Source organism: Wenzhouxiangella sp. YN9 (assembly GCF_056324165.1).
The window spans coordinates 70,771-93,302 of the sequence record NZ_JBJNIP010000059.1 but is presented as its reverse complement, the minus strand read 5'-3'; the positions used below and the strand labels follow the sequence as shown (position 1 = coordinate 93,302).

24 protein-coding genes and 1 tRNA gene are annotated in these 22,532 nt (G+C 64.9%); 15 read left to right on the top strand and 10 right to left on the bottom strand.

The annotated features are described in order from the left end of the window. Window positions 1-117: 117 nt before the first annotated feature. Both ACEWQ0_RS03030 and ACEWQ0_RS03025 read left to right on the top strand, forming a co-directional pair. Window positions 118-1,860, top strand: coding sequence for a hypothetical protein (locus ACEWQ0_RS03030; RefSeq protein ID WP_476484439.1), 1,743 nt, complete (start codon window positions 118-120; stop codon window positions 1,858-1,860). Between the two features lie 103 nt (window positions 1,861-1,963). Next, complete coding sequence (locus ACEWQ0_RS03025; RefSeq protein ID WP_476484438.1) at window positions 1,964-3,685, top strand: hypothetical protein; 1,722 nt, start codon at window positions 1,964-1,966, stop codon at window positions 3,683-3,685. A gap of 11 nt (window positions 3,686-3,696) precedes the next feature. Here the strand turns inward: ACEWQ0_RS03025 and ACEWQ0_RS03020 are convergent, their stop codons facing one another. After that, window positions 3,697-4,656: a peptidoglycan DD-metalloendopeptidase family protein gene (locus tag ACEWQ0_RS03020; RefSeq protein ID WP_476484437.1), complete on the bottom strand. Its 960-nt coding sequence runs from the start codon at window positions 4,654-4,656 to the stop codon at window positions 3,697-3,699. A gap of 114 nt (window positions 4,657-4,770) precedes the next feature. Between ACEWQ0_RS03020 and ACEWQ0_RS03015 the strand changes: the two genes are divergently transcribed. The 7 genes from ACEWQ0_RS03015 to ubiA are packed head-to-tail and all read left to right on the top strand — an operon-like array spanning window position 4,771 to window position 10,721. After that, window positions 4,771-5,001: a glutaredoxin family protein gene (locus ACEWQ0_RS03015; protein ID WP_476482152.1), complete on the top strand. Its 231-nt coding sequence runs from the start codon at window positions 4,771-4,773 to the stop codon at window positions 4,999-5,001. A 1-nt stretch (window position 5,002) separates the two neighbouring features. Further along, a complete protein-coding gene (locus ACEWQ0_RS03010) occupies window positions 5,003-6,820 on the top strand; it encodes a DAK2 domain-containing protein (protein ID WP_476484436.1) in 1,818 nt (605 codons plus the stop codon). Then, on the top strand, window positions 6,813-7,451 hold the full coding sequence (gene plsY, locus ACEWQ0_RS03005; protein WP_476484435.1) for a glycerol-3-phosphate 1-O-acyltransferase PlsY: 639 nt from the start codon (window positions 6,813-6,815) through the stop codon (window positions 7,449-7,451). Before ACEWQ0_RS03010 ends, plsY begins: the two co-directional genes overlap by 8 nt. A 29-nt stretch (window positions 7,452-7,480) precedes the next feature. After that, window positions 7,481-8,437 (top strand): biotin--[acetyl-CoA-carboxylase] ligase, encoded by a 957-nt coding sequence (locus tag ACEWQ0_RS03000; RefSeq protein WP_476484434.1) that lies wholly within the window; start codon window positions 7,481-7,483, stop codon window positions 8,435-8,437. Next, a complete protein-coding gene (locus ACEWQ0_RS02995) occupies window positions 8,427-9,161 on the top strand; it encodes a type III pantothenate kinase (protein WP_476482148.1) in 735 nt (244 codons plus the stop codon). Before ACEWQ0_RS03000 ends, ACEWQ0_RS02995 begins: the two co-directional genes overlap by 11 nt. After that, window positions 9,158-9,826, top strand: a complete 669-nt coding sequence (locus tag ACEWQ0_RS02990; protein ID WP_476482147.1) for an SPOR domain-containing protein — start codon at window positions 9,158-9,160, stop codon at window positions 9,824-9,826. The genes ACEWQ0_RS02995 and ACEWQ0_RS02990 overlap by 4 nt, the downstream gene beginning before the upstream one ends. A 4-nt stretch (window positions 9,827-9,830) precedes the next feature. Beyond that, window positions 9,831-10,721, top strand: a complete 891-nt coding sequence (gene ubiA / locus ACEWQ0_RS02985; RefSeq protein WP_476482146.1) for a 4-hydroxybenzoate octaprenyltransferase — start codon at window positions 9,831-9,833, stop codon at window positions 10,719-10,721. A 7-nt stretch (window positions 10,722-10,728) separates the two neighbouring features. On the opposite strand, the gene ACEWQ0_RS02980 is transcribed toward ubiA, so the two are convergent. After that, window positions 10,729-11,463, bottom strand: a complete 735-nt coding sequence (locus tag ACEWQ0_RS02980) for a double zinc ribbon domain-containing protein (RefSeq protein WP_476484433.1) — start codon at window positions 11,461-11,463, stop codon at window positions 10,729-10,731. A 15-nt stretch (window positions 11,464-11,478) separates the two neighbouring features. Here ACEWQ0_RS02980 and ACEWQ0_RS02975 point away from each other — a divergent pair, with 15 nt between their 5' ends. The 3 genes from ACEWQ0_RS02975 to ACEWQ0_RS02965 all read left to right on the top strand — a co-directional run bounded on the left by ACEWQ0_RS02975 (window position 11,479) and on the right by ACEWQ0_RS02965 (window position 12,829). Further along, window positions 11,479-12,309 carry a methyltransferase domain-containing protein gene (locus tag ACEWQ0_RS02975; RefSeq protein ID WP_476484432.1) on the top strand — a complete coding sequence of 277 codons (831 nt, stop codon included), beginning with the start codon at window positions 11,479-11,481 and terminating at the stop codon, window positions 12,307-12,309. A gap of 91 nt (window positions 12,310-12,400) precedes the next feature. Next, window positions 12,401-12,745, top strand: coding sequence for a DUF3144 domain-containing protein (locus ACEWQ0_RS02970; protein WP_476484431.1), 345 nt, complete (start codon window positions 12,401-12,403; stop codon window positions 12,743-12,745). Window positions 12,746-12,752: 7 nt separating this feature from the next. Continuing rightward, window positions 12,753-12,829: transfer RNA gene (locus tag ACEWQ0_RS02965), tRNA-Ile, on the top strand. Window positions 12,830-12,931: 102 nt separating this feature from the next. Here ACEWQ0_RS02965 and ACEWQ0_RS02960 read toward each other — a convergent pair. The 3 genes from ACEWQ0_RS02960 to ACEWQ0_RS02950 form a co-directional block, all read right to left on the bottom strand. Next, complete coding sequence (locus ACEWQ0_RS02960) at window positions 12,932-13,621, bottom strand: RES family NAD+ phosphorylase (protein ID WP_476484430.1); 690 nt, start codon at window positions 13,619-13,621, stop codon at window positions 12,932-12,934. Then, entirely contained in the window at window positions 13,614-14,039 is a 426-nt protein-coding gene (locus ACEWQ0_RS02955; RefSeq protein ID WP_476482699.1) for an antitoxin Xre-like helix-turn-helix domain-containing protein, read from the bottom strand. Before ACEWQ0_RS02955 ends, ACEWQ0_RS02960 begins: the two co-directional genes overlap by 8 nt. Window positions 14,040-14,749: 710 nt before the next feature. Next, window positions 14,750-15,013 (bottom strand): DUF2835 domain-containing protein, encoded by a 264-nt coding sequence (locus ACEWQ0_RS02950; protein WP_476484429.1) that lies wholly within the window; start codon window positions 15,011-15,013, stop codon window positions 14,750-14,752. Between the two features lie 342 nt (window positions 15,014-15,355). Here ACEWQ0_RS02950 and ACEWQ0_RS02945 point away from each other — a divergent pair, with 342 nt between their 5' ends. Both ACEWQ0_RS02945 and ACEWQ0_RS02940 read left to right on the top strand, forming a co-directional pair. Continuing rightward, window positions 15,356-16,678: an O-acetylhomoserine aminocarboxypropyltransferase/cysteine synthase family protein gene (locus ACEWQ0_RS02945; protein WP_476484428.1), complete on the top strand. Its 1,323-nt coding sequence runs from the start codon at window positions 15,356-15,358 to the stop codon at window positions 16,676-16,678. After that, window positions 16,675-17,688 carry a homoserine O-acetyltransferase family protein gene (locus tag ACEWQ0_RS02940; protein ID WP_476484427.1) on the top strand — a complete coding sequence of 338 codons (1,014 nt, stop codon included), beginning with the start codon at window positions 16,675-16,677 and terminating at the stop codon, window positions 17,686-17,688. Before ACEWQ0_RS02945 ends, ACEWQ0_RS02940 begins: the two co-directional genes overlap by 4 nt. 135 nt (window positions 17,689-17,823) lie before the next feature. On the opposite strand, the gene ACEWQ0_RS02935 is transcribed toward ACEWQ0_RS02940, so the two are convergent. After that, entirely contained in the window at window positions 17,824-18,204 is a 381-nt protein-coding gene (locus ACEWQ0_RS02935) for a TraR/DksA family transcriptional regulator (RefSeq protein ID WP_476484426.1), read from the bottom strand. A 174-nt stretch (window positions 18,205-18,378) separates the two neighbouring features. On the opposite strand from ACEWQ0_RS02935, the gene ACEWQ0_RS02930 reads away from it, so the two are divergent. Continuing rightward, the gene (locus tag ACEWQ0_RS02930; protein WP_476482693.1) at window positions 18,379-18,603 is read left to right on the top strand and encodes a hypothetical protein; all 225 of its coding nucleotides are present in this window, start codon (window positions 18,379-18,381) and stop codon (window positions 18,601-18,603) included. A gap of 48 nt (window positions 18,604-18,651) precedes the next feature. On the opposite strand, the gene wrbA is transcribed toward ACEWQ0_RS02930, so the two are convergent. The 4 genes from wrbA to rpoD form a co-directional block, all read right to left on the bottom strand. After that, window positions 18,652-19,251, bottom strand: a complete 600-nt coding sequence (gene wrbA, locus ACEWQ0_RS02925; RefSeq protein ID WP_476482692.1) for an NAD(P)H:quinone oxidoreductase — start codon at window positions 19,249-19,251, stop codon at window positions 18,652-18,654. A gap of 51 nt (window positions 19,252-19,302) precedes the next feature. Beyond that, a complete protein-coding gene (locus ACEWQ0_RS02920) occupies window positions 19,303-19,926 on the bottom strand; it encodes a hypothetical protein (protein ID WP_476482691.1) in 624 nt (207 codons plus the stop codon). 23 nt (window positions 19,927-19,949) lie between these two features. Further along, window positions 19,950-20,516 (bottom strand): bactofilin family protein, encoded by a 567-nt coding sequence (locus ACEWQ0_RS02915; RefSeq protein WP_476484425.1) that lies wholly within the window; start codon window positions 20,514-20,516, stop codon window positions 19,950-19,952. Window positions 20,517-20,642: 126 nt separating this feature from the next. Then, window positions 20,643-22,508 carry an RNA polymerase sigma factor RpoD gene (rpoD, locus tag ACEWQ0_RS02910; protein ID WP_476484471.1) on the bottom strand — a complete coding sequence of 622 codons (1,866 nt, stop codon included), beginning with the start codon at window positions 22,506-22,508 and terminating at the stop codon, window positions 20,643-20,645. Between the last annotated feature and the right edge of the window lie 24 nt (window positions 22,509-22,532).

Here is a 22,532-nt window from a genome sequence, read left to right as displayed (position 1 = left end):
GCCATTATACCGGCGCAGCTCGCCACTGCGCAGCGCTACACCCGGCGCGACTTGCGCCAACCAAACGGCTACCGTAGCATGGTCAGGAAGGCGGTACTCCAACAACAGGCTGCTTGCATGAACATCAATACCCGCTTCCCCTCCCCCATCCGCGCGGCGCTGGCCGGCATCATGCTGGCACTGAGCCCGGCCCTGCTGGCCCTCTCGCCGCCGCCGCCGATGCCCGTCGAAGCGCTCACGGACTTCTACGCGGCCATGAACGGTGACGACTGGCACCGCAACGATGGCTGGCTCAACCCCGAGGTCGACGTCTGCGACTGGTACGGCATTACCTGCGTGACCGAAGGCGACGAGTTCGGCGGATACGAGTGGATTGGTTATATCCGCTTGCCCGACAACAATCTGCAGGGCAGTTTCGACCTGTCTCTGATCGGCCACTTGAACGGCTCGAGCGCGGTGGGCATGCCCAGCATAGAACTGGACCTCTCGGGCAACGCCATCAGCGGCGAGCTTCCAGCGCTGCCACTAGGTATCCCCCGATTGATTCTCGCAAACAACCAGCTCGAGGGCCCCCTGCCGCCCCAAGCAGGCCATGGCGACGGGCCGACTATCGGGACCCCGCCACCAGCAGCACCCGTGCGCCTTGAGTATCTGGACCTTTCGGGCAACCAGTTTTCCGGGGTGGTGCCCGAGGCGTGGCAGGGGGCGATGACGCTCGACCACCTCGATCTATCGGACAACCGACTGGAAGGGAGTATCGAAAATGCCGTGTTCGCGATGCACCCTGCTGATGGCGAACCCGGAGAGGAGATACGCAAAACCGAGCTGTGGCTGGCCGACAACGCCTTCAGCGGGGAGCTCGAACCGGACTGGTTCGAGAACCGGGAATTGAACAGCATCAACCTGTGCTGGACCGACGTCGAGATTGTCGACCCCGACCTGGAGGCATGGATTGCCGAGCGTCATCTGGGTGGACCGCAGGCCCAGTGCATGGGGCGCGAGCGCCAGCCTGTGGACGTCTCGATGAGCGGCAGCTGGTTCAACCCCGACCGTAGTGGAGAAGGCTTCAGCCTGATGCTGCTCGACAATGGCCGACCACTGATCTACTGGTTCAGTCATGTCTTCAACGGACGCCAGATGTGGCAGCTTTCCGTCGGCCAGTCGGACGACACCACGCTGCGCTTTCACGAAATGCTCAGAACCCGGGGCAGCTTCGAAGCGGGCCTGGCCGGTGCCGATCGTCCGACCGTGCGCGGCGGCAGCTGGCGTCTGGACCGGGTCGGACCAGACACCCTGCACGGTGAACAACTGATTGCCTACACCGGCTATGACCTGCCCCATTCGATCGGGATTACCTGGCCGCCCATCCCCGACACGGCGATGCGCCAGGACTTCCAGCGGCTGAGTCGAATGGCCGGCACAAGCTGCGACAATCAGCAACCCCATCAGTGGATTTCCGGGGCCTGGTCGATTCCGGATCTTGACGGGCAGGGCTTCGTCGTCGAGGTCCTCGAGACTGGCCGCGGGCTGGTGTACTGGTTCAGCTATACGCCGGAGGCCGTGCACAACGACAGTCCAGGGTCGGCCAGCAATGATTGGCAAGCCTGGATGGTCGGCGACGGGAGTTTCAAGGACCAGACCCTCCTGATCTATACGCTCTACCAGCCGCAAGACACCCAGTCTGCCGCGCCCGTGGATATGGCCGGTATCGAGAATTTCGTTTGGGGCGATCTGACCATCCGCTTCGACGGCGAAAACGACGGACACGTCTGGTACAACAGCAACCTGCCGCTGCTCGGTTCCGGCGAGTTCCCGATCGAACGCCTGGCCCGCCCGATGCTGGCCGACTGCGGGGGTTGACCGGGCTCACAAAAGCGACAGCGCTGCCGCACCTGGTTTGCGCAGGCCCCAAGGCTTCCGTATGCTCATGGCAGGGTAACGCACTCAACCACAGGCAGCTTGCATGAACACCGGCAACCGATTCTTCTCTCTAATCCGCGCGGCGCTGGCTGGCGCCGTGCTCGCGCTCAGCCCGGCGCTGGTGTCCGCGTCGCCGCCGGCGCCTGATCCCGGTGACGCACTCTTGCCGCTTTTGTACGACACCCTCGGCGGCGATGACTGGCATCGCAACGACGGCTGGCTGGATCCGGACGTGCATTGGTGCGACTGGTACGGCGTCGAGTGCGCCGAAACCGGAATTTCCAGCCACCCCGAGTTCAGGCGGCTCAAACTGCCGGGCAACAATCTCGTCGGCACGCTCACGCCCGAGCTGGTGGAGTTGCTGCTGGTCAACCAGGCGCCCGAACGCGAGCTTGACCTCAGCGGTAACGCCATTGCCGGCAAACTGGCTCACTTTCCCTGGCGCACGAGCGAGGTAAACCTCAATGACAACCTCCTCACCGGCGCCTTCCCTGAATTCACCGAAGAGTTGCCAAGCGACAATCTCGAGCGGCTGAGACTGGCCCGGAATGACTTCTCGGGCCGTATTCCGTCCAGCTGGAAACGTCTGCAGCTGAGCTCGCTCGACCTGGCGGACAACCGTCTGGACGCCGGCGCGAGCAACGCCTTCGCCGCCATGCGCGGTTCCAAACAGAGCTTTCTCTACCTCAACGGCAACCGCTTCGCCGCCGAGCTTGGCGAGGAGATCATGAACGCCAGCGGTCTGGCCGAGCGCGGCGACACCAACGTCGGCGCCGGGCTGGATATCTGCTACAACGACTTTCTCGTCACCGATCCGGCCGTGCGCGACTGGATCGCCGCGCGCCACGTCGGCTCACCGGATTTCGAGCTGTGCCTGGGGCGCGAGCGAGTCGCAATCGACGCTACCGCCAGCGGCAGCTGGTACCACCCCGAGCGCTCCGGCGAAGGCGTGTCGGTCATGCTGCTCGACAACGGCGCGCCGCTGCTCTACAGCTTCAGCTTCAATACCGAGGGCCGCCAGCAGTGGCTGTTCGAGGTCGGCACGGCCGGCGACAAGTGGCTGCGCTGGGATCCCATGCGCGAAACCCGCGGGTATTTCGGCGAGGGCATCGCCACCGCAGAAGACTTCACCTTCGTTCGCGGCACCGGCCGATTCCGCGCCGACCGCGTGGGTGATGACACGCTCAGCATCCATCGCCACTACCACGACAAGCTGGTTTGCGGCCCCTGGTCACCACAAACGCCGGTCGAGGATCCCGGCCTGTGCTGGATGCCGCTGATCGACGACCGGATGGATTACCAGCGCCTGTCGCAGCTGGCCGGAACCACCTGCGATAGCGCCAGCAACTTCCAGCACTTTTCCGGCGCCTGGTACAACCCCGAGCAGTCCGGCGAAGGCTTTCTCGTCGAGGTTCTCCCCGATGACCGGGTCATCGTCTACTGGTTCACCTACAAGCCCGATGGTTCGGGCGAGCAGGCCTGGATGATCGGCAGCGGCGACTTGTCGCCAAATGTCCCCTCGATTCCTGTCCATCCACCCGTCAATCACTTCACCGTCACGCTCTACCAGCCTCAGGGCGCAAGCTACGGGCCCGACTTCGATCCGGAAGATGTGGATCTCGTTGAATGGGGCGAGCTGACGGTTTCCTTGTCCGGCCCGGATCACGGCAAGGTGGAGTTCGATAGCCTTTTTGCAAGCTACGGCTCGGGGCAGTTTGCGCTCCAGCGCCTGGCCAATCCCATGCTGGCCGACTGCGATTATTAACCCGGCATCAATCACTCCACTTCAAGCCATTGCCCCGGGCTCGGAGCGAAGGCTTTTGAATCCGCACCCTCGAACTCGAACGGCACCGATGTCAGCTCCATATCACGGTTGACCTGCACGGCAAAGTGCAGGTGCGGACCGGTACTGTAGCCGGTATTGCCCGAGCGGCCGATGCGTTGGCCACGCTCGACGCGATCTCCCGGGCGCACCTCGACGCCTTCGTAATCGAGGTGGGCATAGAGCGCCATGGAACCGTCGTCGTGGAGAATGCGCACGAAGTTGGCGCGCGGCCCATCGTATTCAAGATCTTCACCGGCGCCGTGAAAATAGCGCGCCACGTCCATCACCACGCCCTGGCGTGCCGCATGCACGGGCGTACCCAGCGGCGTCTGGATATCCACCGCGTGGAAGCCCGATGGCGTGCTGTGGCTGTGCTTGCCGCCAAAGGCCTGGCCAATGCGGAAACGGCTGCCGGCGGGAATCGGCGGCCGATAGGCTCGCCGCGGCTGGTGACGGGCGCCCTGGCGCCCCGGCGCGGTGACGGTTTCGAAGCGGTAGGACCAGGCACGGCGCTGATTGCGGGCAGCAAAAGCGACCAGCTCGCGCTCCTGCAGGGCCGCGAGCACGAAATCTGCCGGCAGGCGCGGCTCGCTGATCACGTTGGTTCCCTCGACCAGTGACACCCGCACGCTCACCGGGCCCTGGATGCGATTGCGAAACCGCCAGACGGGCGCATCGCGGCTGCCCGACTTGACGGTATCGATCAGGCGTTGCGGCTCGGCCCGGGCGCGCTGAACCGTGACCTCGCGATCCGTCTCGGGTTTCTGGTCGGTGAAATGCTTGATCCCATCTTCATCTTCCCAGATGTAGATCGTCTGCGCCAGCACAAGCGCCGGGAACAACAGCAATGCCGGAATCATTGACCCGGCAGAAAAGCGCAGCGCATTCAGCCGACTTGATAGCGTTCTCATGTCACCCCTCCCGGGCCTGTCCTGCGTCGTTCGGCAGCCGCCCCCGGGCACGCTGGAATAACAAGCGCTAAAATGAAATACTTGCCAACCGCGAAACTTTTCCGGCTTGAAGCCATGACCATCAATCTCTATACACGCCCGGATTGCGACCTGTGCACCAAGGCCAAAGCGCTGCTTGCCGAGGGCGGCTTCGGCAAAGTATACGAAAAGGTCAATATCGAGTCCGACCTGAAGCTCATCGAGCAATACGGCGACAAGATTCCGGTGCTGCACAACACCCGAACCGGCGAGAAGCTGTCCTGGCCGTTCACCGCCTCACAGGTGCGCGAACTGGTCGCCAACTGACGTGTCGCAAGCCGTTTTTCAGGTCGATGCACAGCGGCTGCAGCAAGCACTTCTGGCCGGCATCGCCAACGTCTCCCGTCGCCGCGACCACATCAACGCCATCAATGTCTTTCCGGTGGCCGACAGCGATACCGGCACCAACCTGGCTTTTACCCTGGCGAGCGTACGCGAGGCCATCGAGGATCGCGCTTTCAACGGCAGCCTGCCGGAGCTGCTGTGCCGCATTGCCGATGCCGCGCTCGACGGCGCCCGCGGCAACTCGGGCGTCATCATGGCGCAGTACTTTCAGGGCCTGAGCCAGTCGGCGCGGGAGCTTCAGACGCTCGATGGCCAGCACCTGGCGCAGGTTGCGGCCGCGGGCGCGCGTTCGGCCTGGTCGGCCATGTCCGAGCCGGTACCCGGCACGCTGCCGACCGTGCTTGAGGATTTTGCCGACGAGCTGCTGCGCGTGACCGGCAGCGGCATCAATGACATTCGCCAGCTTTTTCGACGCGGCCTGGCGCGCGCGCGGCGCTCGCTGGCGGCCACGCCAGAGCAGCTCAGCGTCCTGCGCGAGGCCGGAGTGGTCGATGCCGGTGCTCAGGGCTTCGTCGACCTGCTCGAGGGCATCTGGCAGTACGTGCGCAGCGGGCAGATACCGCAGCTCAACGCGGTCGCTGCCCCACCGCCCGCCTCCGGGCAGCGGGCAACCGCTGCGCCGGACAAGCACCGTTTCTGTACCGAGTGCCTGGTTGAAGGCCAAGGCATTGCCGTGGCCCGACTCAGACAGCGGCTGGAAGCACTCGAAGCCAGTTCGCTGGTAGTGGCCGGCAGCGAGCGGCGGGCGCGGGTCCATATCCATACCGACCGCCCCGGTGAAGTGTTCAACCTGTGCAGCGAATTCGGCGAGCTGACGCAGCAAAAAGCCGACGACATGGCGCGGCAGCACGGTCTGATGAACCATACCGGCACGCTCGCCATCGTGACCGACTCGGCCGCCGATCTGCCCGATGAAGAAATCGAGCGGCTGGGCATTCACGTAGTGCCGGTACGGCTCAACTTCGATGACGCGGAGTTCCTCGATAAACTGACCATGACGCCGAGCGAGTTCTACGCGCGCCTGGCTGATTCACCGATCCATCCGCAGACCTCGCAGCCGCCACCGGCCGATTTTCGCCGCCAGTACGAGCTGCTCACCTCGCACGGCCTCGAGGTGCTGGGCATTCACATCGCCGGGCGTCTGAGCGGCACGCTGCAGGCTGCCCGCCAGACCGCCGAGCGCAGCGACCCCGAAAATATCGAGGTGATGGACAGCCGCAATGCCGCCTGTGGTCAGGGCCTGATGGTGCTCTGGGCCGCCGAAGCCGCGGCCAGAGGCTGGGACCGCGCGGCCATCCGCGCCCGTTTGACCGAGATGCGCGGGACCTTCCGCACGCACGCGCTGATTCGCGATCTCAGCTGGGGTGTACGCGGCGGCCGGGTCAAGCCGTGGATGGAAAAGCTGGCGCGCAGACTGCGGCTCAACCCGGTGCTGACCGTCTCGGCCGCGGGCGAGCTCACCACGCGGGGCGTGATTGCCGGTCGCCGGTACGCCCTGGAGAAATTTGCCCGCTACCTGCTGCGCCGGATGGACCAGCAAGCCAGCTATCGAATCATCATCAGCCACACCGACGCCGAGACCGACGCCCGGGCGCTGCGCAAACACCTGCTTGCCGCACACCCGCGCGTGGACGCCTGCTGGGTGGTTGAAGCCAGCCCGGCGGTGGGCGCGCACGCCGGGCCGGGTATGCTGGCGGTGGGCATGCATATCTGGAACCCGCCGGAGAAACACCATGATTGAACTGCTGCTGACGCTGCTGGGCGGCTATCTGCTGGGTTCGATTTCCGGTGCCCTGCTGCTGGGTCGGCTGCAGGGCATTGATATCCGCACCATGGGATCGGGCAACGCCGGCGGCACCAACGCCCTGCGCACGGTCGGCTGGCGCTTTGCCCTGGCGGTCGTGCTGGTCGATGTCGGCAAGGGCGCCATTGCGGCCGGGCTGCTGCCGCTGGCCACGTCTTTGCTGACCAGCCAGCCGCCGGACTTCATCACCCTGGCAGCGGCCGCGGGCGGCGGCGCGGTCATCGGCCATGTCTGGCCGCTGTATTTCCGCTTCAAAGGCGGCAAGGGCGCCGGGACGGCAGTGGGCGCGATGGCCGTCATCGCCCCGTGGTGTCTGGCGCCGCTGCTGCTGGTCTGGGTGGTCACCATCATCGGCACCGGCTATGTCGGGTTGGCTACCATTCTGGCCGGCCTGAGCCTGGTGCCGTCGATGTGGCTGCTCGGCCCCAAACCCCTGCCGGCCGCGCTCGGCGTACTGGCCATTGCGCTGGCGGTGCTGCTGGTGTTCACCCACCGGGGTAATCTTGCGCGCATGCTGGCAGGCGACGAAAGCCGCTTCGAGAAAGCACGCCTGCTCAAGCGACGCTGAAAGCCTGCTGGACGAGCATTTGGACGACGATGAAACCCGGTCTGTACGAACTCTACACGCGCCTTTCCGACGGCGAGCTACACAACGGCGCCGAGCTCGCCGCAAAGCTGGGGATCACCCGCGCTGCGGTCTGGAAGCGCATGCAGGGCCTGCGCAAGCTGGGGCTGGAAATCTCCGGCACCGCCGGCGACGGCTACCGCCTGCCCCACCCGATCGAGCGGCTCGACGCAGACGCCATACGGGCGCAGCTCGACCACGACGGAGTCGGGCTGGAAGTCGCTGGCGCGGTGGATTCGACCAACACCCGGCTGATGGCGGCGGACACCCCGCACGGCCGGGCGCTGATCGCCGAGGCCCAGACTGCCGGCCGCGGCCGGCGCGGGCGCCATTGGCTGTCGCCGCCGGGCAGCGGTCTGTATCTGTCGCTCGCCTGGCGTTTTGAATCCGGCCTGGCCGGGCTGTCGCTTCTGAGCCTGGTGGTAGGCCTGAGCGCCGCGCAAACGCTCGAACAGCTCAGCGGCGCTGCGGTAAAAGTCAAATGGCCCAACGACCTGTTCGTGGGCCACGCCAAACTCGGGGGCTGCCTGGTTGATCTCAGCGGCGCTGCCGAAGGCCCGTGTCGCGCCGTTGTCGGCGTCGGCATCAACCTGTCGCGCACGCCCTCGCTGAATGCACTGGAGCAGGCCTCGACCGTGCTCGAAGAACATGCCGACAAGCCGGTTGGCCGCAACGCGCTCGCTGCCGGGCTGATCAATGCGCTGGCCAGAGCGCTCGCTCGCTTCGACGAACGCGGGGTTGACGAGCTGATGGCGCACTGGCCGCAGTTCGATCTGCTGTACGATAAACTGGTGACGGTCACCCGGGCCGACGGCCACAGTTTCCCGGGCACTGCTCGGGGCATCGACCGGCAGGGCCGCCTGCTGCTTGAGGCCGACGGACAAACCCAACCCATTGTCAGCGGCGAGGTCAGCGTTCGTGCCGCATGACCTGATCGTCGACATCGGCCACTCGCGCATCAAGTGGGCGCGCGCAAAAGAGGGCCAGCTCGATCTGCCCAGCATTGGCCGGGTCATGACCGACCAGCCCGACGCGCTGTTTGCCGCCCTGCAGGAGGCCAGCTGCAAGCACGCTCTGATCTCGGGGCAATCGCGGCCTGAAACCGTCAACCGGATCGCCGATGAACTGCAGCAGGCCGGGACGCAAGTCGATATCATCACCACCGGTGATCGTCCGCTGCCCGTGGCGCCGGCGTACAAGTCGCTGGGCTGCGATCGCTGGATGGCGCTGCAGATGCCATGGCAGCAAGAGCGACGCGCCTTTGTCGTCGTCGACAGCGGCACCGCCATCACCGTCGATGTAGTCGACGGCAGCGGCAAGCACCGAGGCGGCTGGATCATGGCCGGCATCGAAACTGCGCGCAACGGCTTGTTCATGCGCGCACCGGGGCTCAATCGGCCGCTGCCACAAGCCGGCGACATCGAGCGCCCGGCGCGTGGCACCGGCACCGCGCTGGCTCGCGGCGGGCTGATTCTGGCGGCCGGCGGCATCGAACACGCCGTTGCCGCGGCCGAACGCGCCGTTGACGATCAAGTCAGCCTGTGGCTGACCGGGGGCAACGCCGCCGAGCTGATCTCGCACCTGAGGCGAGAAGCCCGGCACCAAAGACACCTTGTGCTTCACGGCCTGGCATTGGCAACGCAAGCGACATGAACAACATCAACTGGCGCTGGCTCGCGGTCGCGCTGTTTACAATCAACACCATCGTATTCGTGCTTGGTCAATTCACGACAGCGCCACCACCGGTGCGTGAGGGCGAGCTCCCGCCGCTCGACCCCGCGCTGCCGCGTGCCGAGCTGGTCGAGCGCAGTCACGAGCAAAGCGAAGACAGCGGCCCGCGCTGCTATACCATCGGCCCGCTGCCCACGCTGCTGTCCCGGCAACGGGCCAGCGATCGTCTCCGACCCTTCGCCAGCCACCTGCAGCTGCGCCAGACCGAAGCCGACCACGACCGCGGCTGGTGGGTTTACCTGCCCGCCAGCAGCCGCAACCAGGCCCTGTCGCTGACCCGCGACCTGGCCGAGCGCGGCGTCGAAGACTACTATGTGATCGCCGGCGGCACGCTTGAAAACGCCGTTTCGGTCGGGCTGTACGAAAACATCGACAACGCGCGCGAGCGCCAGCGGCGCATCCGCGCCATGGGGCTCGACGCGCAGCTGGAGGTGCGGCGCGAAACGGTACCCCAGTTCTGGGTGGATTACCGTGTCGAGCCGGGTGAATCACCGCCGTGGCGGTTCATTGTGCGCGCCTCACCCGGCGCACAGCGCGTCCAGGTGCCCTGCACGGAATACCGCCTGACGACGGCAACCGGAGGCTGACGGCATGGAGTTTCGCCTGCGCGCACGCATTTTCTCCAGCGCGGCCGGCCCGTGGCTGCGGCTGATGCGCTTCGACCGCCCCATCGGTATCGCCCTGCTGTTCTGGCCGACCTGGTGGGGGCTGTGGTTTGCCGCCGGCGGCGTGCCCGGCCTCAAGAATCTGGTGATCTTCACCCTGGGCGTCGTCGTCATGCGCGCGGCCGGCTGCGTGATCAACGACTACGCCGACCGCGATCTCGACCCGCACGTCGGGCGCACCGTCGACCGCCCGCTGGCCACCGGTGAGATTCGCCCCCGCCAAGCCCTGGCGCTGTTTCTGATCCTGCTGGCAATCGCTTTCGGCCTGGTGCTCCTGACCAATAAACTGACCCTGCTGCTGGCCTTTTTCGGCGCGCTGCTGGCCGCCACCTACCCGTTCTTCAAGCGCTTCACGCACTTTCCGCAGCTGGTGCTGGGCGCGTCGTTCAGCTGGGCCATTCCCATGGCCTTTGCCGCCGAGGCCGGGCAGGTGCCCGCCCTGGCCTGGTGGCTGTTTGCGGCCAACTTCGTGTGGACGGTGATCTTCGACACCGAATATGCCATTGCCGATCGCGCCGATGATCTGAAAGTGGGGGTGAAGTCCACCGCCATCGCTTTCGGCCGCGCTGATGTGCCCATCCTGGGCGCGCTGATGGGCGTGATGACCGCCCTGCTGGTACTGATAGGACTGCGCCATTTGCCCGAGCCGGCGTGGTTCATTGCCGTCGGCCTGGTGTTCATCCACTTTTTGATCCAGCTGTGGCGAATTCGCAACCGTGATCCGGTCGCCTGCTTCAAGACCTTCTTGAGCAATCACTGGGTGGGTCTGTTCGTCTGGGCCGGGGCCGCCATCGCGCTGGCGATGCAAACACCCTGAATCCCGTTCAGGCCCTTGCCACCACCCAGACATCCACCCGCTTCACGCCGGCCTGACGCAGCGCTCGTGCGCAGGCATCCAGCGTCGTGCCCGTGGTCATGACGTCGTCAACCAGGGCCACATGCGAAATCTTTTGGCCTACCGCTCGCACACGAAATGCGCCGCGCACGTTGGCGCTCCGACGCCCGGCCGGCAAGCTGGACTGCGATCGCGTCGCGCGGCGTCGCAGCAGCAAGGGCGCCACGGGAATGGCGCCCAGCGCCGCTGCCAGATCATCGGCCAGCATGCGCGACTGATTGAACCCGCGCCATAACTGACGCCGCCAGTGCAGCGGAACCGGCGCCAGCACCCGGGGACGGGGCGCACCCAGCGCCGCCAGACGACGCGCGGCCAGACCGGCCAGCGTGCGCCCGGCCGCCAGATCGCGATGGAACTTGAAGCGATGCACCAGCCGCTCGACCGCGCCGGTGTACTCGAAGGCCGGCCAGGTGCTGTCGAAAGCGGGCGGACGCCGAACACAGCGGCCGCATACAACGGTGGTAGAGGCCAGGCCCAACCCGCAACGCAGACAGCGGCGCGCAACAACCGGCAGATCGGACTCGCAGCCGGCACAGCAATCAAGCCCCGGCCGCCCGCGCCGGGCACAGATCAGGCATACTGGCGGCAGCAGCCAACCGGTACGCCCGGAAGACGATATTTCGACCCGCATGACCGCCCGCCCCCGGATGGTTTCGTACAGCACACAAGCCTACCACCCATGAACGAACCGGCCGACACCGCCCCGATCCGGCAGCGCTTCGGCGCACTTGCCGAGCACTACGACCAGTACTCCGCCATATTCGACGAAGTCGGCACGCGCCTGCTTGAACGTCTCGACGGCCTGCGGTTTGCGCCCGAGCGCATTCTCGACCTCGGCTGCGGCACCGGCCGACACAGCCTGGCCCTGCGCACGCGCTATCCTGACGCCCGGCTGCTGGCCGTGGATCACGCCCCGCAGATGCTGGCCATGGCCCGCAGGCGTCGCGGGCGCTGGCGACCGCGCTTCGAGCTGGCCTGCGCCGATCTTTCCGCCCTGCCGATCGCCGAAGCCAGTATCGACCTGGTGTTTGCCAACCTGTCGCTGCAGTGGAGCCCGGATCTGGCAGCGACCCTGGCCGGCCTGCGTCGCATCATGCGCCCGCGCGGCATCATGATGATGACCCTGCCGGGGCCGGACACCCTGCGCGAACTGCGCCAGGCCGGGGCCATCATCGAAATGGGCATTACCAACCACGCCCAGGAAATGGGCGATGTGCTCACCCGGGCCGGCTTCCAGGAACCGGTTCTCGACACCGACTGGCTGACCAGCACCCACGCCAACCTGGATCAGCTGCTCGAAGAGCTGCACCAGCTTGGCCTGAAGTGCCGCCTGCCCGTGGGCCGGCAAGCCTTCGAAAGCGCCCTGAACGGCCAGCAAACCGCCGTCACCTGGGAAATGCTCTACGCCACCGCCTGGTCGCCGGACGAAGGCCAGCCCATCCGCACCGATGCGGGCGAGGAAGCCAGCGTTTCAGCCGCCAGCCTGGGCATCCGCAAACGTCGCAGCTGACAACGAAATCGCCGGCGATCGTGGTATTCTTTCGCCTCTGCCGGCGGTGCGTCTGCCGGACACCAACACACCCGATTGATTCGAGCCTTCCATGTCCGAACAGCAAAAACAGATCGACGCCCACAACCAGGCCACCAACGAATTCATCGAACTGGCCAACAAGATGGTCAACGAACGCGGTTTCGAACAGAACCTGGTCTCGGCCGCACTGATGGCCGCCTCCGGCGTTTACGCCACCTTCGTGGCCGCCGGAAACCAGGGCTTTCTGGCCGAAAACGGCGTCGAAAGAGTCGCCAGCATGTACAAGAACAACCTTGCCTACATCCAGAAGCGCAAGCACGAAGAACTGGAAGCCCAGGGCCTCAAACCCAAGCCCATGGCCGAAATCCAGGGCGACGCCAACAACCCCACCGACACCGGTTCCGACGACAACTGAAGTGCCCGGGCCCATAGCTCAGTTGGTTAGAGCACCCGACTCATAATCGGTTGGTCGCTGGTTCAAGTCCAGCTGGGCCCACCATTTTCAAACCTCGAAGTTCGAGGGGGCCGTAGAAGCCATAAAGCGGCCACTCCACCGCGGCTTGCGGTCGTTGCCCCCGGCAACTGTCTTATTGCCAGCAACTCATCGGTCCATTCTTTCCCAACCCAGAACATGCTCGCCATCCCATTCCATGGTTAGGTGACACCCCTGGATGACAGGTGACGAGGCCGGTGGCCGGAAGAGGGCAACGCATTCAGCGCCCTCTGAGCGAACACCGGCGAAATGAATCCCCCAGCGCCCGTTCCGACGGCATGCGGCTCCGAAACTCCTGGATGCCTGCCAGCTGCCTGTATCGTGCAACACGCGCGGGGCAGCTTCCTCACGGATATCCACCAGCGGTTTGGCAACGGATCCGATGTAGCAGCGGTAGGTATCCGTGCGCGGCCGAATCCGATTATCCATAAACCACCGACGGCGGTGGTAGGCGACTTCAGTCGCCGCGGCATCAACCGAATCAGCCGCGTAGTAGACGCCATATTCTCCGCTCGAGAACCGACTGCCCTGGGGTGAAGGATGGCAAAACGCGGCCATGACCGGGCTGGCACCCGGGCCAAAAATCCAGTCGTGTTCCGGGACCCGACTGATGTCGCCCACACTCTCACTGAGACGCGCGTTCGTTGCGCTTTCCACGGCAGCGACGGCGTTCAATTCCTCGCGGCTGGCCAGGCGATCCCAAAGCTGAACAGGTGGAAAGCGCGACGGGACGACACGATACCAGTTCCGGGTTTCGGGCAGGGCTTGTCGAAAGTGATCGGGCAGACGTTCAGGCAAAATCTCCGCCCCGCCAGCCATCGAGATACTGGCGCACCTGAAACAGATCCGCCGCGCGACCGGTGGTCAGGCGTCCTTTCGGAGGATGGCCGGCGAAAAGCGGGGCATCTGACGGCGAGTTGACCCACCGCCGGATGTCATGCTCCTCCTGTTCAGGCTCACCGGCGAGGAGAATCTCCAGCGCCTTCTCGATACCGAGGACATAGGAGGTTCGTTCGATCAGGCCGGGCGAAATCGCCCGTGTCGGAAGCCCCTGGCGCTTATAGCGATACAGAGTGCGAGACTCCAGGCCCAATGTCGCGGCCATTTCGTCGTGGGTAAACCCCCACGCAGCCAGAGTGCGAATGGCCACGCGGAAAGCAGCGGGCATGGATTCGCGCAGGGTGTCGGCAGGAATGGCTGTGTTCAACATGGTCATGGCCTCCATGGCGTCTCGAGCATAAGCCCGTTACTGAAAGCCTAGCACAATACTGACAACTGTCACATCCACAAGGGTGACTTGTTTCATGTACTGATCTCGACCCATGGGGTCATACGCTTGCTGGAAAGGGCCTGGTGGTCAACACCATAGCCAGGGTGGCCATCAGGGGCCATCAGGGCCAGCGTCAGCCCTTGGCTCGAACATTGAGGCGGTTCAGCAGGAACAGCCCGGCGCCCTTGGACGGCTATCGTGAAAAACTCGATATTCGATATCTGGCCCGTGCGAACCCATCAAGACTCCGGGGTAAAAAGGCGGCACAGGCTGACGGAACACTTGATTCCCAGCAGAAGTAAACCTCCGCACAAGAATCCCGGGACCTGATCGGCATGGTCGTAGTTCTCGACCAGTGCCTTAACCAGATCGTCCAGGTCCCACAGCATCAGCGGGATATCGGGACGCTCGGGCTCGTGGCGAGGGTCCTTGGCAAACCCGTCGGCGGACGCGAAAAACCCTTGTCGCTGGTGTGGCGGCCGCCCACCAGGTTGCGGACTTTCCTGCTGCCGATGGCGTCAGCCGGAAGCCGATCGCACCATCCAGACTGTCATGAGACCCCCAATAACCTGACGTTCAGCAGAAAGCTTACCGCAGAAACCGGAACAGGCCCAAGCTGCCGCCGGCGGCGGGTCTGCCAGCGGCCGGGTCGATGATCATTGACTTGCTCCCGGAACATTCCCGCCGGATGCACCCTGCCCGGCCAACCGGTACAACCCGATCAACCGATGCTCGTCATCGGTTTCCAGGCAGAAGGTTCCGCGGACCCCGGCGTCGGTCACGTGCGCGCGCAGGGCAGCGGCGGGAAAGCGGACGCGGCGTCCGTGGCGATCCGTGGCGGTCACCGAAACCGCCTGCCCGCGGTAATGGCGCAGAAGCGTTTCAGTACTGATCGACAGATCGAGAATGTAACGCGGCATGCGTATTCAACGGTGCTTCTTACCCAAGGCTTTCATTATGCCGTGTGCGGGCGGGCTTGACAGCCGTCGGTGTTTCGAGCATAAGATAAACGCATGAACGAGCCCTTCTTACGGAATTACAGCTGCCCGATGTGCATGTGTCTGCAAGCCTTTGCTGCGGATGCGTGTACGGCTGTGTTCTGAAAGCTCGAGAACAAGCGCTTCACGAAAACCCGCAGCGGCCTGGCCGGTGCGGGTTTTTTCTTGTCCATTGCCTTCATCTGTCTTTCCGCTGCGGACATCCGGCCGGCCCGAACGCTTCGGGGCCGGCTGAAACGACGACACGCAACGAGGAGACAGACCATGAGCAACGAAAAACCAAGACGATTCGAGACCCTGCAGGTGCACGCCGGCCAGGAGCCCGCGCCCGGCACCAACGCGCGGGCGGTGCCGATCTACCAGACCACCTCCTATACCTTCAACAACACCGAACACGGCGCGCGGCTGTTTGCGCTCGAGGAGTTCGGCAACATCTACGCGCGCATCACCAACCCGACCACGGAGGTATTCGAAAAGCGCGTCGCCGCGCTCGAAGGCGGCGTGGCCGCTCTGGCCACGGCGTCGGGTCAGGCGGCGCAGTTGATCGCGATTGCCACGCTGGCTCAGGCCGGCGACAACATCGTGGCGGCAGCATCGCTCTACGGCGGCACCTGGAACCAGTTCAAGGTCGCCCTGCCGCGGCTGGGCATCGACGTGCGCCTGGTTGCCGACGAAGATCTGGCCGCTTTCCAGGCGCAGATCGATGAGAGCACGCGCGCGATCTTTGTCGAAACGATAGGCAACCCCGGATTCCGGATTCCGGATTTCGAGGGCCTGTCGGCGCTCGCCAAAAAGCACGGCCTGCCGCTGATTGTGGACAACACCTTTGGCGCCGGCGGCTATCTGGCCCGGCCGATCGACCACGGCGCCGATATCGTGGTGGCCTCGGCCACCAAGTGGATCGGCGGGCACGGTACCTCGATGGGCGGCGTGATTGTCGATGCCGGCAGCTTCGACTGGGGCAACGGTCGCTTCCCGCTGTTTACCGAGCCGGCGCCCGGCTACCACGGTCTGAATTTCTGGCAAGCCTTCGGGCCCGACAGCCCTTTCGGCAATATCGCGTTTGCCGTCCGTGCCCGCGTCGAGGGCCTGCGCGACCTCGGGCCTTCGCAGAGTCCGTTCAACAGCTTTTTGCTGCTGCAAGGCCTCGAGACCCTGTCGCTGCGGGTGCAGCGCCACGTCGACAACACCCAGACGCTGGCCGAGTGGCTGCAGCAGCACCCGGCGGTGGAATGGGTCAACTACCCCGGCCTGCCCGAACACCCCTCGCACGAGCGCGCCAGGCGCTACCTCAGGCACGGCTTCGGCGCGGTGCTGACTTTCGGCATTCGCGGCGGCGAGGCGGCCGGACGCCGCTTTATCGACAGCGTCGAGCTGGCCAGCCACCTGGCCAACGTCGGTGATGCCAAGACCCTGGTGATTCACCCGGCCAGCACCACCCACCAGCAGCTTGGCGAGGACGAGCGCCGGGCCGCCGGCGTGTCCAGCGAGCTGATCCGGGTGTCGGTTGGCATCGAGCATATCGACGACATCATCGACGACTTCGCCACGGCGTTCGAGCGCGCCGGGCTGGCAGTTGCGGCATGAACAGCAGCAATCGCGTCATCACCATCGAGAACCCGCCGCCGCTGGAGGGCGGCGGCCGCCTGTCGCGCCTGGATATTGCCTTTCGGACCTGGGGCCGGCTGAATGCCGGCGCCTCGAACGCCGTGCTGGTCTGCCCGGCGCTGACCGGTGATCGCCACGTCGACCGCTGGTGGCCCGGCCTGTTCGGCCCCGGGCGCAGCCTGGATCCGGACGCCGACTTCATCATTGCCGCCGACGTGTTCGGCGGCAGCGGCGACACCACCGGGCCGGCCAGCGGCGACAACATCCGCCTGCAGGCCAGCGGCTTTCCGGCCGTTTCGGTGCGCGACATGGTGAAGGTGCAGCGGCTGCTGCTCGATGCCCTGGGGATTGCGCGCCTGAAGATGGTGATCGGCGGATCACTCGGCGGCATGCAAGTGCTTGAATGGGCGGTTGGCCATCCCGAGCGGGTGGCCGCGGCCATTGCGATCGCCGCGCCGGCGCGCCAGAGCGCCTGGGCGGCGGCGCTCAACCACGCCCAGCGCCGGGCGCTGGAGGTCCACGGCGACCTGCAGCTGGCGCGCATGATCGCCATGCTCAGCTATCGGCACTGGGACAATCTGGATGCGCGCTTCGGCCCCGAGGCCGGCAACCAGCGTACCGCGCAGGGCTGGCTCGACTACCACGGCCGCGCGCTCGATGAGCGCTTTGATGCAGTCAGTTATCGGCGCTTGATGGACGCCATGGACGGCCACGATATCGGCCGCGGCCGATGGGGCTGGCGCAAGGCGCTGAGGTCGGTCCGCGCGCGCACGCTGATCGTGGGCATTACCTCCGACCTGCTCTACCCACCGCGCGATCAACAGGCCCTGGCTGACGCCCTGCCAGGCGCCGAGCTCGCCTGGCTGAAAGCACCGCAGGGCCACGACGCCTTCCTGATCGAACAGGAACAGCAGCAGCTAGATCGCATCATCTCGGGGTTTCGCCACGGCGCCGCTGACCAGCGCGCACCTGTGGCAGCGCGCGCGTGACCGGGGCCAGGATTTCACCACGCAGGTCGCGAAACACACGAAGAGGTGAAAAAGCTCAAGAAGGCCGGTCTTGCCGGCTCTTCTTGCGCTTCGTGGTTTGAGGAAGTGCTTCCCGACCCGGCTGAATCGGCAACACTATGCCTGCTTTCTTTTCTCGTGCTCGCGCTGACAGTCGATACAGCGCTTGGCCGTGGGGTGAGCCAGCAGGCGGACGTAGCGGATGCCCTGATCGCAGTCGATGCAAATACCGTAAACGCCGTCAGCCAGGCGCTTGCGCGCGGCGATAATGTCGCGCACGTCCTGGATATCCTGCTGCACCACGGCGTAATCAGAGGCCCGCACGATCTGGGCCAGCACGCTGTCGACGCTGTCTGCCGACCGGCTGGCGAGCGCCTGCTGGCGGCGCTCGTCTTTGGTGCGCGCGGCAATTGCGTTGATCTCTTCGAGCTCGCGCTCGTAGCGCTCGTCCATCAGCTCGGTCAGGCGCTCGGTCTGTTCCTGAGTCAGAAGGCTCATGTCCTCTCCTTGGGTTGCTTGAATCCACGTTGATTACCGCGGCCGGGCAATCACCCCGTCGCATCCATGCTACTGCCTGGACGACGCCGGGTGTTGATGCCGGTCAAACGCGCCACATCCTTGCTGCGCCTGGCGTGCTAACGTTTACCTGATTGGAAAGCTTCAGGTAATGCAATGCACAGCTTCGAAGACGAGCATGGCCAGACGTGGCAGGCCGCGGTGCTCGATGCCTCCTATGGCCGCGTCATGCTGATTTTCAGCCGGCTTGGATCGACGGATGTGCTGAAAGGGGATCTGTATGCCGCCGACCTGGCGGAGGCCCGGGAAATGCTGGCGGCCATGGACGAAGCCGAGCTTCGCACCCATCTGGCACAAGCCGTTCCCGTCGACGGCGGCTGAGCGGGAGCGCGCCTGCCGAAAGCGCCGGCAGGCGCGGCGCGGCCTGGCTCAGCCGGCAATTCTGGCGGCGAATTCGACCAGTCGCTTGCTCTGAAAGGCAATGGATGCCTTCAATTCATTATCGAGGCCTTCACTGCTTGCGGTGACGCTGGCCCCGTAAGGATTGCCGCCGGAGGCATAGATGACCTCATCGGCATAGCCTGGCGGCACGATGATGGCGCCCCAGTGCATGAAGGTGGTGTACATTCCCATCAGCGTGGTTTCCTGGCCGCCGTGCATGTTCTGCGCGCTGCTCATGGCGCTGACCGCCTTGTTGGCCAGCGCGCCCTTCTGCCAGAGCGGGCCGAGCGTGTCGATAAAGGCGCGCATCTGGCTGGCCATCGTTCCGAAACGGGTCGGCGCGCTGAACAGATAGGCGTTGGCCCACTCCATGTCGTCCAGGCTTGCCTCGGGAATTTCGGCGGTCTTGTCAGCTTGCGCCTGCCAGGCAGGCTGTCCGGCGACAACCTCGGCCGGTGCGGTTTCCCTAGCCTTGCGCAAGCGTACCTGCGCATTGGCCTGCTCAGCAGCTTCGGCGGCAACCTCTGCCATGGCGTGGTTGGTGCCATAGGTGCTGTAATAAATTATTGCCAGTCGCACATCGCTCATCTACAAAACCTCCAGATCAAGACTGATGACAGGGAGCCAGTATACAAGCACTCAACGCCGGTAAAGATATTCCTGCATGCCGTTGCCCAGCAGCATGGTCTTTTCCGAGGTAAAACCGGGCAGCCGTTTTTCGAGCTCGTTGGGGCTGTAGCGCGGCGCGGGGACCGTGGCGTCATCCGCTGCGGCCGAATCGGCGAGCAATTCGAGCCCGGCCGGAGCGAAGGAAGCCGGCACGGCCGGCATGTGCCTGGCCTGGTACTCGATCAGGGCGTGCAGCCGCGCCTGCCCGGAGGCGCGCTCGGCCAGACGCCGGCCCAGCGCCTCGATGACGCCGGGTGACAGGTAGTTGAGCAGATTCCAGCACAGCACCAGATCGACCGCCTCGCCGCGCGCCGGCGGCAGCAGGCCGTCAAGCCAGCGCTCGACGGCGTCCGGGCCCTGCGCGTCGTCGTCGGGGTCCGGCAGTGCCGGCAGCCGGGCCGGCAGGTCAGCCACGTCCAGGCGACAGCGATAGTTGCTGAACAGCTCCACGGTGCCGGCCCGCGCCCGGCCCAGGTCGAGCACCACGTGCCGGCGATCGTCCTCGAAGGCCTCCACGGCCATGGAAAAAAGCGGCGCGCGTATCGGCTGCGGGCCGCTCTCTTCAAGCGGCCCGGCGGCGTTGCTGCTGTGCATTCAGGTAAATTCCCGGTCGGGCCTCAGCGACTGGCTGCCTGCTTGTCCGCTGCCTTGCCGGAGTCGGCGGTATCGGCACTCGTGCCCGAATGCGCCCCCCCGGCGCTGGCGCCTGCCCCCGAACCGGCGCCGGACTTCTGGCCTGAAAAGGCCTTGCCCAGGGTGTCGCCCTGGCTGTCCATGTCGATCGAGCCGTTGAACTGAGCGCCGTCTTCCAGGCTCACCCTGGGGGCGGCGATGCTGCCCTTGACGCGGGCCGACTTGCGGATCACGACCTGCTCGGAGGCAACGAGATTGCCGTCCATGCTGCCGTCGACAAAGATCGAGTGAGCGTAGATATCAGCGGCAACATCCCCCTGGCTGCCGATGGTCACGCTGTTGCTCTTGAGCTCGACGGCCCCCTTGACCTGGCCTTCGATGACCAGATCCTCTTCCCCTTTGAGTTTGCCGTCGACATGGATCGACGGGCCGATCATGGCCGTGCCGCTGGCGCTGGCAGCGCGTGGCGCCGGGCGCGGTGCATCAGCGGCTTCGGCGCTGCGGCGTTCAGGCCTGGGTTCGGACTTCTTCTGATCACGCTTGCTGAACATCGTTCTTTCCTGCTTGGGGAATGGGGCTGTTCAACGTACCCCCGGGCAGCGAGCCGGTCAAGTGCAGGAAAACGCCCGCAAAATGCGGGCGGGAAAGCGCAGGCGCCGGCGTGACGCGACGCCGCGTCATTCGAGATCGAGGAAGCTCCTGAGCTGTTCCGAGCGCGTCGGGTGGCGCAGCTTTCGCAGCGCCTTGGCCTCTATCTGCCGGATGCGCTCGCGGGTGACATCAAACTGCTTGCCCACCTCTTCAAGGGTGTGGTCGGTGTTCATGTCGATACCGAAGCGCATGCGCAACACCTTGGCCTCGCGCGGGGTCAGACCCGAAAGCACCTTCTGAACCGTATCGGTCAGGCCGGTGGTGGTTGCGGTATCGACTGGCGAGAGAATATTGGCGTCTTCGATGAAATCACCCAGATGCGAATCCTCGTCGTCACCGATGGGCGTCTCCATGGAGATCGGCTCCTTGGCGATCTTGAGCACCTTGCGCACCCGGTCTTCGGGCATTTCCATGCGCTCGGACAGCTCTTCTGGCGTGGGCTCGCGGCCCATTTCCTGCAGCATCTGGCGCGAGACGCGGTTGAGCTTGTTTATGGTCTCGATCATGTGCACCGGAATGCGGATGGTACGCGCCTGGTCGGCAATCGAACGAGTGATGGCCTGACGAATCCACCAGGTGGCATAGGTCGAGAACTTGAAGCCGCGGCGGTATTCGAACTTGTCGACAGCCTTCATCAGACCGATATTGCCTTCCTGAATCAGGTCCAGGAACTGCAGGCCGCGGTTGGTGTATTTCTTGGCGATCGAGATCACGAGCCGCAGGTTGGCCTCGACCATTTCCTTCTTGGCGCGCCGGGCCTTGGCCTCGCCGATGGACATGGCGCGGTTGACCTCGAGCAGCGCCCCGGCGGGAATGCGCTGGTCGTGCTCGAAGCGGGCCAGGCGCTCCTGCAGGCCGGCAATTTCTTCGGCGTGCTCCTTGATGGCCTGGGCCCACTTGCTGCGGCGTCGGAGAAGGCCTTCGAGCCACTCCGGATCGCCTGCATTTTCGCGGAAGCTGGTGATGAACTCCTTGCGCGGCATGCCGCAGCGCTCGACACAGATGCGCATGATCGAGCGCTCCAGATCGCGCGTGCGCGCCACCTGAAAACGCATGCGGTCGATCAGGTAATCGAACAGGCGCGGCGGCAGCTTCAGGCGCATGAACTGCTCGCCGATGAGGTTGCGCAGCTCCGAGGCCTTGGGGCTGTTGGCGCCATAACGGTCAAAGAGCGTGACGAAGCGCTCGTGCAGCTTGCGCATCTCGTCGAAGAACTGGCTGACCTGCTCGGGCGAGGGCATGGTATTGACCGTCGGCGCCGGCTTGTCTTCGTCGATCTCTTCGTCTTCGTCGATGAACTCGGCCTCTTCCTCGACCGCCGCTTCCATCGCATCGTCGGAAATGAGCTCCATTTCCGCCAGCAAAGTGGGGTTGATGAAGCCGCTGACCAGCTCGTTGAGGCGCAGATTGCCTTCCTTCCAGGAATCAACGTGTTCGAGCAGGGTCTCGATGGTGCCCGGGAATCGCGCCAGCGCCTGGTTGACCTGGTTGAGGCCGTCCTCGATGCGCTTGGCAATGTCGATTTCGTCTTCGCGGGTCAACAGGGAAACCGAGCCCATTTCGCGCATGTACATGCGCACCGGGTCGGTGGTTCTTCCCAGCTCGGTTTCCACTGCCACCAGCGCGGCCTCGGCATCTGCCTGGGCGGCCTCATCGTCGCTGTCCGTGCTGGCCGAGTCGTTGAGGATCAGCGCATCGGCATCTTCGGGTTCTTCCTCGAAGACCTTGATGCCCATGTCGTTGATCATGTTGACGATATCCTCGATCTGTTCGGGATCGACGATATCGCCGGGCAGATGGTCGTTGACCTGGGTGTAGGTCAGCCAGTTGCCCTGATCACGGCCTTGCTGGATCAGCTGCTTGAGCTGGGACGGTCGCGGTGCGTTTTCCATTGGTACGGTTTCGGCTTTCATGAT